Annotated in this window: 9 protein-coding genes; 4 read left to right on the top strand and 5 right to left on the bottom strand. The window is 51.8% G+C overall.

Features of this window, described 5'->3' with window-relative positions; translation table 11 throughout:
* Together EHSB41UT_RS14425 and EHSB41UT_RS14430 are read left to right on the top strand one after the other, a co-directional pair.
* Window positions 1-579, top strand: a complete 579-nt coding sequence (locus tag EHSB41UT_RS14425) for a chemotaxis protein CheB (protein ID WP_165767272.1) — start codon at window positions 1-3, stop codon at window positions 577-579.
* Complete coding sequence (locus tag EHSB41UT_RS14430; RefSeq protein ID WP_165767273.1) at window positions 576-2,732, top strand: EAL domain-containing response regulator; 2,157 nt, start codon at window positions 576-578, stop codon at window positions 2,730-2,732. Before EHSB41UT_RS14425 ends, EHSB41UT_RS14430 begins: the two co-directional genes overlap by 4 nt.
* A 59-nt stretch (window positions 2,733-2,791) precedes the next feature.
* On the opposite strand, the gene pepT is transcribed toward EHSB41UT_RS14430, so the two are convergent.
* Complete coding sequence (pepT, locus tag EHSB41UT_RS14435) at window positions 2,792-4,039, bottom strand: peptidase T (RefSeq protein WP_087111051.1); 1,248 nt, start codon at window positions 4,037-4,039, stop codon at window positions 2,792-2,794.
* Window positions 4,040-4,439: 400 nt separating this feature from the next.
* Here pepT and dcuC point away from each other — a divergent pair, with 400 nt between their 5' ends.
* Window positions 4,440-5,708, top strand: a complete 1,269-nt coding sequence (dcuC, locus tag EHSB41UT_RS14440) for a C4-dicarboxylate transporter DcuC (protein WP_242667316.1) — start codon at window positions 4,440-4,442, stop codon at window positions 5,706-5,708.
* 123 nt (window positions 5,709-5,831) lie between these two features.
* Here the strand turns inward: dcuC and pcp are convergent, their stop codons facing one another.
* Window positions 5,832-6,470 carry a pyroglutamyl-peptidase I gene (gene pcp / locus EHSB41UT_RS14445; protein WP_087111055.1) on the bottom strand — a complete coding sequence of 213 codons (639 nt, stop codon included), beginning with the start codon at window positions 6,468-6,470 and terminating at the stop codon, window positions 5,832-5,834.
* Between the two features lie 225 nt (window positions 6,471-6,695).
* On the opposite strand from pcp, the gene EHSB41UT_RS14450 reads away from it, so the two are divergent.
* On the top strand, window positions 6,696-7,898 hold the full coding sequence (locus tag EHSB41UT_RS14450) for an MFS transporter (RefSeq protein WP_087111057.1): 1,203 nt from the start codon (window positions 6,696-6,698) through the stop codon (window positions 7,896-7,898).
* A gap of 58 nt (window positions 7,899-7,956) precedes the next feature.
* Here the strand turns inward: EHSB41UT_RS14450 and EHSB41UT_RS14455 are convergent, their stop codons facing one another.
* The 3 genes from EHSB41UT_RS14455 to EHSB41UT_RS14465 form a co-directional block, all read right to left on the bottom strand.
* Window positions 7,957-9,258: an amidohydrolase gene (locus EHSB41UT_RS14455; protein ID WP_087111058.1), complete on the bottom strand. Its 1,302-nt coding sequence runs from the start codon at window positions 9,256-9,258 to the stop codon at window positions 7,957-7,959.
* Window positions 9,259-9,370: 112 nt separating this feature from the next.
* Window positions 9,371-10,477, bottom strand: coding sequence for a M20/M25/M40 family metallo-hydrolase (locus EHSB41UT_RS14460; RefSeq protein WP_087111060.1), 1,107 nt, complete (start codon window positions 10,475-10,477; stop codon window positions 9,371-9,373).
* 232 nt (window positions 10,478-10,709) lie between these two features.
* Window positions 10,710-12,011 carry an amidohydrolase gene (locus EHSB41UT_RS14465; protein WP_087111062.1) on the bottom strand — a complete coding sequence of 434 codons (1,302 nt, stop codon included), beginning with the start codon at window positions 12,009-12,011 and terminating at the stop codon, window positions 10,710-10,712.
* Window positions 12,012-12,020: the final 9 nt, after the last annotated feature.

Below are 12,020 nucleotides of genomic sequence, written 5' to 3' on the forward strand. Positions count from 1 at the left end.
GTGATAGCCATAGGGGCTTCGGCCGGAGGCAGTCAGGCATTGGTTAAGCTGCTGGGTGATCTTTCTGCCAGCTATCCGTTGCCGATTCTTTTGGTGAAACACCACTCTGCCCGGGAAGGGCAGGGAACGGGTAAGGATATGGTGAGTTGGCTTGGCAGTCGTATTGCTCTGGATGTCCAGCTGGCTGACGACAAGTGTTTATTAAGCCCGGGCACTGTTTATGTTGCGCCGCCGGACTATCACCTGCTTCTTAATCGTGATGGTTCGTTAAGCCTGTCCCAGGATGAACCGGTTATTCATGCCCGTCCCTCGGTGGATGTTTTGTTTGAGTCGGTCGCCGATGCGGCTGGTTCGCAGGCAACAGGCATTATTCTTACCGGCGCCAGTACGGATGGTGCGGTGGGAGCGCAGGCGATTCGCAGAGGCGATGGTCAGGTGATGATTCAGCATCCTGAAACTGCAGAAGTGCCGGTAATGCCCAAAGCAGCCCTGAAGAAAGGCGACAGCAGCGAAGCCATGGAATTGGAATGTCTGACAGCCCGGCTGTTGGATCTGGCAAGGAAGGAGCCTGGCCAATGAGTGCAGAACAAATTAAGCCCAAGGTATTGATCGTTGATGACAAGCCGGAAAACCTTCTGGCGCTGGGTAAACTGCTCAAGCCGCTGGATATTGAGGTTATTAAGGCCGGATCTGGTGAAGAAGCCTTGTCTCAGGTCTTACGTCATCGTTTTGCGGTTGTGTTGCTGGATGTACAGATGCCAGTAATGGATGGCTTTGAAACGGCCCAGCTCATGCGAGCGAACAAAGCCACCGCCACCATTCCCATTATCTTTGTCACCGCGATCAGTAAGGAAGATAAACATGTGACCATGGGTTATGAGTCGGGTGCCGTTGATTATCTCTACAAGCCCATTAACCCGGATATTCTGCTGGGGAAGGTAAAGGTCTTTCTGCAGCTGGAAGAGCAACGTCTTGAGATGCAGGCCATGACCGAGAACCTGCGCGAGCTGAGTGAAAAAAACCAGCTTCTTCTGGATAGTGCCGGTGAAGGTATTATCGGTCTGACTCCCCAAGGGAATGTTGAGTTTATTAATCCCGCTGCGGTTGAACTGCTGCATGCGGAAGAACAAAAGTTACAGGGAGAGCCGGTATTCCCATGGTTTTATGATCCCGGTGTGGATGACTTTGTGAAAAAGTGGAGTCAGCCCGATGAGCAAGACAACCACAAGGCTATCTATCGTCAGACCAGCCGGATGAAGCGGTTTACCGGAGACAGTAAGCCGGTGGAGTTCAACCTTTCTCCCATGCATAACAAGCAAGGCGAGATTAACGGCGGCGTCCTGGTATTTCGGGATATTACCGAGCGCGTGCAGCTGGAAGAGCATCTGACCCAACTGGCCAAGTATGACAATCTGACCGGACTGGCGAACCGCAGCCTGTTTATGGAGTTTCTGCAAACCTCCCTGGCCCGCAGTGAACGACGGGAGCGCAGTACAGCAGTGCTCTTTCTCGATCTTGATCACTTTAAACAGATCAACGACACCCTGGGGCATGATGTCGGTGATGATCTGCTCTCCAGTGTTGCTGAACGTCTGCATGAGTGTGTCAGGGATGGTGATCTGGTGGCTCGGTTGGGAGGCGATGAGTTTGCCATTGTTCTTGATGATGTCGCCCGCACCGATGATGTAAAGCTGGTGGCCGAGAAGATTGTTGAATCCATCTCTAAACCCCATCAGCTGGCGGGGCGCGATCTGCATGTCAGTACCAGTGTTGGCGTGGCAACCTGGCCGGAGTGTGGGCAAGATCCAACCTCTCTGATCAAGGCAGCGGATACCGCCATGTATGTCACCAAGAAGGCTGGACGACACGGTTATCGCTTCTTTAGTTCGGATATGCAGGCAGAAGGTCAGCGTCGTGCAACTCAGGAACATGCACTGAAAGAAGCCATCCGACATGGCAGCTTCGATATTGTTTATCAGCCCATGGTGGCGCTGGATACCGGCAAGGTAGCGGGTTATGAAGCCCAGCTGCGATGGAAGCATGATGGCAAGGTTCTGCTGCCGGATGAGTTTCTACCGCTGGTGGAATCATTGCGGTTAATGAATGAGCTGGGCAGCTGGACGTTGAATGCCGTCTGTAAAGAGATGTCCCAGTGGCGCGGCAGTGATGAGCAGAGAAAGGACGTAATCTTTTCCGTTAATCTGGCTTTGAGTCAGTGTCGGGATACCGATGTGCAGCAGCTGGTGGAACAAGCTCTGGATAAACATAAGGTACTGCCGGAACAGCTGGAGCTGGCTGTCTCTGAACGTATCGTTGGGGATATGCCGGGTAAATTGATTGCCTCGCTACAGGCACTGCGGGAGAAGGGTGTTCATATTGCACTGGATAACTTTGGCAGTGGGGCTTCGTCGTTAAATTATCTGCGTAAGCTGCCGGTGGATGTGGTGAAGGTTGATCAGCTCTATATCCGGGAAATTGGTCGTGACAAGCGGGTCGAAGGTATTCTGAAAGCCATGACCAGGCTGGCTCACGATATGGGCATCCGAGCCGTTGCTGAAGGTGTTGAGTCACAGGAACAGCTGCAGTTTCTGTGTGAACTGGGCTATGACCGGGCGCAGGGCATGTTAATGGGCCGACCGGAAAGTATTGTGCGTATCGAACAGGATACGTTTGACCTGCCAGCGATGGTGCAGAACAGTACTTACAACGCTCCACCTTCTCTCTCTCCCTGAAAAGAAAAAGGCCGTGGACGAACATCCTGTTCATCCACGGCCTTTGTCAGAAAGCGATCTTAGTTTTTAGACGCTTCACGCTCGCAGGTAATACGAACGATATCCACAACCACCTTGCTGGCGGCTTTCAGAGAATCCACCGGCATGTACTCGTACACAGAATGGAAGTTGTGCGCACCGGTAAAGATATTCGGGCATGGCAGACCGTTCTGGGACAGGATGGAACCGTCGTAGCCACCGCGCATCGGGATGACGTTCGGCTCAATACCGTTGTGACGATAGGCTTCAAAAGCGATATCAATCGGGAAGCTGGCATCGCCCTGCAGGCTGTTGGAAACGTTCTCGTAGGAGTCGACCAGTTTGATAGTCACACTGCCTTCACCCCACAGCAGGGAACAGCTGTCGGACAGCTTCTGCAGGAAGTCCTTGCGGCTCAGGTAACCTGACTTGGTGAAGTCACGGATGTCGAGGTTCAGAATGGTCTGGGCGCTGTTGCCGGACATCTGCTTCACCCAGTAGTAGCCTTCGCGCTCGAAGGTGTACTCTGGCGCTTCACCGCCTGGCAGCATGCTGATGAATTTGTGGGCCATCAGCAGGGAGTTTTTCAACTTGCCCTTGGCAGACATAGGGTGCGCAGACTGGCCTTTAAAGGTCACTACCGCGTGGCCTGCGTTCCAGTTCTCACAAACAAACTCACCGATGCCACAGCAGTCCAGGGTGTAGCCGAAGTCGGCACCAAACTCTTTGGTATCAAAGGCCTTGCTGCCCAGCATGCCTTGCTCTTCATCAGGAACAAAAGCCACTTTAACAGGGCCGTGCTTGATTTCCGGGTTGTTCTTCAGGAACAGGATTGCATCGAGAATAGCGGCGATTGCGGCCTTGTCGTCTGCACCCAGCAGGCTGGTGCCGTCGGTATGGATAATGTCCTGACCGATGTAGTTTTCGATTTCCGGGAATTCGGAAGCACGCAGAATAACTTCCAGCTCTTTATTCAGAACGATATCACCGCCTTCGTAGCGGGTGATTTGTGCGTTGGTATCGGTTTTCAGCTCAGCACTGGTATCCAGGTGACCGAAGAAAGATACGACAGGCACATCGTAATCAACGTTGGCAGGCAGGGTAGCGGTCAGGATGGCATTGTCGCGTACCTTGATATCAACCAGACCCAGCTCTTCCAGCTCACGGGCTACAAAGCGGGCAAGTTCCATCTGGCCTTCAGAGGAAGGAACGATACCAGCCTGGCCTTTGGCGATGTCTGTAGTGGTGTTGATTCGGGTGTAGGCGAGAAAGCGTTCAATAATATCCATTAGCGGATTTCACTAGCCGTGAGATAAAGGGGAAAAGCGATGGTATCAACGGCAAAACCGAAATCTATTGATAAGGGTCACAAGAGCATATCAGTCACTTTTTGGACATTGTTGGCTTTTTAATCAAATGAAAACTGTCGTTGTATTAAAGAGCTATTGATTTTATTGGGCTCGAGCGAAGTGAAATGCTGGAATGCCCTTTGCGAACAAAGTGATTTGCGTGTTTTGCAAATCTCATCATTACATTTTGCATACAAAGCGACTGGATTTTTTTTACTGTTCTTTTTGTAGTCAATGGTCCAGATACCGGCACAAATCAACAAAATGGCTTCAGGGTTTCAGTACATTTCCGATCACGGATTTTTGGATGTTACCTCCCCTTCTGTTGGAGACCCCCCCTGTGACCGGAACCCTAGCTCTAATCGCGGGCATGCTGTGCGTGGCCGGGACCATTTATGGTCTGATTAAACGTTTGGAAACAAGACTTGTGCTGTTCCTGGCTGGTCTTGTTATGTGTACTCTGGCCTTCAACCCAATGGGCGCACTTGATGCCTTCGCGGGTCGAATGGTGACTGCTGGCCTGATTCAGGCAATCTGTTCTGTAATGGGTTTTGCATTCGTTATGCAATACACCAAGTGTGACCAGCAGCTGGTAAACCTGTTTACCGGCATGATGGGTAAACTGGGCATTTTCATCATCCCGGCTTCTACTCTGATCACTTTCGCAATCAACATTCCACTGACTTCTGCTGCTGGCTGTGCGGCTGCAGTAGGTGCGGTTCTGGTTCCTCTGATGATGTCCCGTGGTGTTCATCCTGCAACTGCCGCTGCTGCTGTTGCTCTGGGTACCTACGGTTCTGCGATGTCTCCAGGTAACTCCCACAACCCATTCGTTGCCAACCTGGCCAACATGGAACTGATGGAAGTTATCGCAATCCACGCTCCATACACCGCTATCTCTGGTGTGATCGGTGCGGTTGTGATCACCATCGTTGCTCTGGTAACCAAGACTCATACTGGTTACGTTTACGAAGGCGCTGCTGAAGCAGGTGAAGGCAAGCAGAAGGTCAACCTTCTGATGGCTATCGCTCCAGTATTCCCAATCGTCCTGCTGATCGGTTCCAACAGCGGCTGGTTCGGCGATATCAAGATCGGTGTTGCTCAGGCTATGCTGGTGGGTGCGGTTTACGCAGTAGCGATTACTCGCAGCAACCCTGCTGAAGTGACCAAGAAGTTCTTCGACGGTATGGGTAAGGCATACGGCGACGTTATCGGTATCATCATCGCTGCTGCTGTTTTCGTAGCGGGTATGAAATCCCTGGGCGTTATCGATGCGGCTATCACTTCTCTGATCGCTAACCCTGAAATTGCTGCATTCGGTGGTACTTTTGGTCCTATGCTGCTGGCTATCATCACTGGTTCCGGCGACGCTGCGGCCTTCGCATTCAACGAAGCTGTAACTCCTTTCGCTCCTCAGATGGGTATGGAAATTGCCAACCTGGGTTCTGCGGTACAGCTGTCTGGCGCTATGGGTCGTACCATGTCTCCTCTGTCCGGTGCTCTGATCGTACTGGCAGGTCTGGCCAAGGTCGACACCATGGAAGTTGCCAAGAAGACTGCTCTGCCAATGCTGGCGACTGTTGTCTTCCTGCTGGTGTTCTTCATCTAAACCCGCAGTGGTCTAGATACCAGAATAAAGATCCCCGCCTTGTGCGGGGATTTTTATGGAAGAGAGAAATACAAAAACACCGGCGGCTGCCGGTGTTTTTGTATAAATATTATTACCGTTTTATCAGGCGATCTGACCGCCGACTTCAGCGATATCGCTATCTACTGTCACGGCAGTTTCAGCACAGACACGCAAGCCTTTCACGATAGCTTCCAGCATCATGGATGGACGCTCGCCCTTGATGCTCTGCTCTGGAATCAGAGGGATGTGGATAAAGCCAGCTTTGATATTGGTATCTCTCAGGGCGTGCATCACACCGTAGAACAGGTGGTTGCAGACAAAAGTACCGGCCGTGTTGGAAACAGAAGAGGTTACACCGGCTTCGCCCATAGCTTTAACCATGGCTTTAATCGGCAGAGTCGTGAAGTAAGCCGCAGGGCCGCCTTCAACAACCGGTAAATCGATAGCCTGATTACCTTCGTTATCCGGAATTCGGAAGTCATCAACGTTAATGGCGATACGCTCCGGCATAACACCAATGCGACCAGCTGCCTGACCGACCAGAATAACGATATCCGGCTTAATTTCTTCGACGGCATTTAATACGCAATCAACGGCTTTGCCACGGACAACAGGTACGGTAACCGTGCGAATAACACCCCCCGGAATTTCCAGACCACTCAGTTGTTGGGCTGCTTCAAGGGAAGGATTGATTGCAGCGCCATCGAATGGCTCGAATCCGGTGATAAGAACAGTTTTCATGGAATTCTCAGATATTAAGAACGATACAGGGGATGAAAGCGGGATGCGATTGATCCCGATCTTTATAGGTATGTTCTTACGCTGTGAACATGGGGTAATTGATACGCATCAAGTGAACAGTTAATTGTTTTTTTACTGAATCGCAATAGCTTGTATATGGCTTTTTCAGCACCATAATGTGCCGATTTTGATAGCGTTCTGCGGGTTAATTCAGGAGTACCTGCGTTGGAAAAAAAGCATCTTGTAGGGGCAATTATTTTCCTTACCTACACTCTTTTCTCTATGTCCTGGGTCGCCGGTTCGATAATGACCGAAGACATCATGCGCTCCTATAATATTAACTCTCTGGCTTCGGCAGCCTGGATGACCAACGCCATTACTATTGCCAAGATTCTAGGCAACCTGTTGGCGGCGCGGGTGTTGATCTCTCTGGGGTTAAAGAAGGCAGTGACTTTGGCTTCGGTACTTTTGGCTGCCGGTGGTTTTGCCGCATTCAGCGAGAGCTATCCTGTTTATCTGTTCTTCCGTTTGATGATGGGCTTTGGCGGCGCATTTATTGTTGTTTACTTTAACCCCGTCGTTATTAATTACTTCAAACCTTCTGAGCGTCCACTTGTTAACGGCATTAATGCCAGTGCTTTTAACTTTGGTAATCTGCTGGCCATTCTCAGTACTGGCACGTTGTTGTCGATATTCCATAGCTGGCAGAATGTCTTGATGGTGATTTCTAGCATCAGTTTTATTTTGCTGGTGGCCTGGTGGTTGTTTAGTGATGACTTCAAACAGGCTGCACAATCATCTGATGCAAAAGCCAAAACGGATTACACACTGCGTGATGGTATGAAAGATCCGGTGAACTGGATTCTGCCTATTTGTTATTCGGGCTGGCTGTTCTGCTATCTGTCTATTTTCTCCCTGTTCCCGCTGGTACCGGACTTTGCGGTAGATAGTTCTATTATTGGTTCCATTATTCCGGTGGCAGCGATGATGGGTTCTGTTGTCGGTATTGTTATTGCCAAGCGTTTCCCACGCCGGGTGCTGGTGATTCGTTACAGTGGTCTGGTGATTACCCTGTGTGCGGCACTGATGATCAGCACCGGCAACAGTATGCTGGCCTGCGCAGCAGCGTTTCTGACCGGCTTCTTTATGTTTGTGCCGATTACCAGTCTGATGACGTTGCCTCAGGAGCTGCCGGGCGTTACGGCTGCGCGTGTCACGGTGATCTTCAGTATGTTCTGGTCCATCTCTTACGGAATTGAGACCGTATTAATGTTCCTGGCGGGCGTGCTGGCGGATATGACCGGTAATGTGTTCTACGCAGCGGCCTTTGCTGTGGCTTGCTCCGTAACCTTCTTTATCTCCAGCTTCTTCCTGCCGGAAACCGGTGTGCAGAAGGTGTCAGTAGAGGCAGTGCCTGCCAGGGCATAAAAGCCGCATCTGAGGATTGGGAATGGGCCAGAGGATAGAGATCCTCTGGCCCATTCTTTTATGACGTCTGGATTCGTAAAGCCATGCCGCTAAACAGCTTAACGGCCAGAACCATATCGGACTCATCGATATCGAAATGCGGTTTATGGTGACCCATTCCACCAAGGGAACCATAAGTCATATAGGTGGCTTTGCCGCCCTGCTGCTTAACCCGGTTCATCAGATAGGTGGCATCCTCGCTGCCGACCATCTCGAAGTTATCAACAACCTGGATATATTCAGGAATCTCCAGCGCGACCTGTCGTGCAATATCGGCCAGTTCGTCATCACATTCACAGCTCTCGGCAGAGCCTTGGTAGCTGATGGAAAGCTCACAGTCGTACATCTCTGCCGCAGCTTTCAGGATACGCAGGGTGTTGGCTTCCAGATAATCATTGATCGCAGTGCTGTGACCGCGGGTTTCAATCAAGAGAGTTGCGTCAGAACAGATACCATTGCGCATGGTGCCAGCGGTCACCTTGCCGACATTGGCAACGGAGTAGCCGCCAGCATGGCGGGGGATGGCATGGATATTCAGTATCGCAGTGGATGCCGCCAGCAGGGCATTCTTTCCATCCTGAGGTGCTGCTCCCGCATGGGCGGACTTTCCGGTAAACACGGCATCAAGTTTGGTGGTGGCCAGAATTTCACGGCTTTTTACTGATAAGTAGCCATTGTCACCTTCTTTGGAAGACAGGTGTCCGGCAATCAAATATTGGATGCCTTCCAGCTCGCCTGAGCTGGCCATGGCCTTGCCTCCGCGCACCCCTTCTTCTGCCGGCTGGAAGAATATTTTAACGGGAGCTTTAAGCTGCTCTTCAAAGTGTTTAAGGGTTTTACAAACACCTAGGCCAATAGCGGCATGACCATCATGGCCGCAGGAGTGCATGATGCCCTGATTTTCAGAGGCAAAGCCCTGTGCGGTGGGGAAATGGTCTGAGGCGGTGGATTCTTCAATAGGCAGGGCATCAATATCAAAGCGCAGGGCAATGGTGGGACCGTCACCGCTGCCAATGGTTGCGACGATGCCGGTAAACCCGTCTTTGAAGAGTGGTGCATACTCTGGATCAGCACCTTGCACCAAAGCCCGCTGGTAATTGGCATCCATCTCCTGCTGGGAAGGCAGGCCCATGCGGTCGTCTTCTTTAAAAACTTCCCGCCCGAGCTTGAAGGGAATGCCATCGGCTGCCAGTTGTCTGGCAATCAGTGAGGCGGTTCTGATCTCATGCCAGCCCAGTTCGGGATAGCGATGAAAGTTACGCCGATGGGCGATGACATCCGCCTCGATGCTATCAACAAAAGCATTTACTCGATTTTGCATAATCCTTTCCAGAACGGCTGCATGAATCCATACGAAAAGCCCCCGCACAATGCGAGGGCTTTAAGTCTTAAACGACTGTGACTTAAGCGGCTATAACTTAAGCGACTATGACTTAGTGAGTCAGGTAGTGCTTCAGCACTTCAGACACTTTCACCATGTCGTCAATCGCGATGAACTCTTCAGTGGTGTGAACCTTGGACATACCAGTGGAGATATTCAGGGTGGTCAGACCCTTGGCGTTGAAGTTGTTGGCATCGCTGCCGCCGCCAGTGCCCTTGGTGAATGGCTCGTGGCCCATGGCCTTGAAGGAAGCCATCAGACCGGCAACGTGTGGATGGTCGTCAGCAATAACGAACGCGTCGTATGCACGGGTGGATTCGATTTCAACTTCTGCGCCGAAAGCTTCTGCAGCGGCTTCAAAAGTGGAGATCATGTGAGCAACCTGCGCTTCCAGCTTCTCGGTGTTCAGAGAGCGGGCTTCAGCCACAACAGTCAGTTCTGGCATTACGATGTTGGTAGCCATACCGCCGTTTACGAAACCGATGTTAGCGGTGGTTTCTTCGTCGATACGCAGCAGCTGCATCTTGGTGATCGCTTCAGCAGCAACCTGAGCAGCGCTGATGCCGGCTTCTGGAGTCAGACCAGCGTGAGCAGCCCGGCCTTTGATCTTGGCGGAGATCTTCTGCTGGCCTGGAGCCGCAGTGATGATGGTGCCGATCGGGCCACCAGTGTCCAGAACGATGCCCTTGTCAGACTTGATGTAGGACATGTCGTAAATCTTGGAACCCTTCAGGCCGCCTTCTTCGTGAACGGTGAAAGCCAGCTCGATGGTTTTGTGTTCCAGGTTCTCTTCCTTGATGGTACGAACCGCTTCCATGATGGCAGCGATACCGGACTTGTCGTCACCGCCCAGAATGGTGTTGCCCTTGGAGCGGATGATGCCGTCTTCAATGATTGGCTCGATACCAACGCCAGGAACAACAGTATCCATGTGGCAGCTCAGTACGATGCTGTCATCAATGGTGCCTTCCATACGGGCATAGATGTTGTAACCGTTGGAGAGTTCTTCAGGAACTGGCAGGCTGTGAACGGTAAAGCCCATCATGCCCAGTTGTTCAGTCAGGGTCTCAGCGATGCGCTTTTCGTTACGGGATTCGCTGTCGATCTGGATCAGTTCGAGGAAATGCTCAACCAGACGTTCACTGTTAATTTGGCTCACTGTCGCTCCTTGGCAAGGATCAGTAACTGAGGGGCGGACCGAGGGGATCCATGGTCCGGAAAATGCGATTATAAAGTGTCCGATTTAGGTGCCACAGAAGCCAAAGTGGCTATCTCACGTTTCTTTGATGTAAGCCAAAAGAGGCTATTATCAATTGAAAATGTTGTGCAAATTAACACCGGTCCGGACAGGGTTTTCCGAGCTGTACCGTTTGGTACAGCTCGGAAAATGATTACTTCTGACTAATACGAATAGCCATGCCAGACACCAGTTTTACTGCACTGGCGATGGAGACTTCGTTAAAGTCAAAGCGTGGGTGGTGATGGTTCTCGGCAATCTCGGAACCGAACATCATGTAACCGGCTTTGCCGCCCTGCTTCTGCACCTTACTCATCAGGAAGGTGGCATCTTCACTGCCGTTGAAGTTCGGGTCTTCACTGATTTCGGTGTATTCCGTAATCTCGGCCGCGACTTCACGGGCAACATCAGCAACTTCGGAGTCGGAGTCACCGCTGGCTGCAGAACCTTCAAAGGTGATGTCCACTTCACAGTCGTACATATCGGCGGCAGCCTTGAGAATGCGCTGGGCCTTCTCTTCCATGTACTCGTTGATCGCACTGTCGTAACCGCGGGTTTCGATCAGCAGGGTAGCATCGGCACAGATACCGTTACGCATGGTACCGGCATTCATCTTGCCTACGTTGATCTGGGAGAAACCACCGGCATGGCGAGGAATTGCGTGCAGGTTCAGTACCGCAGTAGCAGCCGCGAGCAGAGCGTTCTTACCATCCTGTGGTGCAGCACCGGCGTGAGCTGACTTACCCTTGAATACGGCGTCCAGCTTGGAAGTGGCCAGGAAACCATCGGTGCTGACGATCAGAGTGTTGCTGCTCTTGGCCTTGAAGGCGATGTGGCCGGTCAGCAGGTAATCAATGTTATCCAGCTCACCGGAGTTGGACATGGCCTTGGCACCACGCACGCCTTCTTCTGCCGGCTGGAAGAAGATCTTCACCGGAGCTTTCAGCTCGCTCTCAAAATGCTTGAGGGTTTTGCAGACACCCAGACCGATAGCCGCGTGACCATCGTGACCACAGGAGTGCATAACACCGTCGTTTACAGAGCGGAAACCGCCAGCCTGAGGTACGTGATCCGCTTCATCGGATTCCATAATAGGCAGCGCGTCGATATCAAAACGCAGAGCCACGGCCGGGCCAGAGCCTTCACCGATAGTGGCAACAATACCGGTGAAACCATCTTTCAGCAGTGGTGCATATTCAGGATCGGCACCCTGTTCCAGCGCGCGCTGGTAGTTCTCATCCATTTCTGCCTGGCTAGGCAGACCCATACGGTCTTCAACCTTGAAGACCTCTTTGCCTAGTTTAAAAGCGATGTTGTTGCGTGCCAGTTCGGCAGCAATCAGGGATGCGGTACGAATCTCGTGCCAGCCCAGCTCAGGATACTGGTGGAAGTCGCGGCGCAGGGTAATCAGCTGATCTTCGAGGGTGCTGACGTAAGCATTAATATCGGATTGCATGGTCTTGGT

Origin of the sequence: Parendozoicomonas haliclonae (assembly GCF_900174585.1) — a bacterium.
In the GTDB taxonomy this organism is placed as follows: Bacteria; Pseudomonadota; Gammaproteobacteria; order Pseudomonadales; family Endozoicomonadaceae; genus Sansalvadorimonas; species Sansalvadorimonas haliclonae.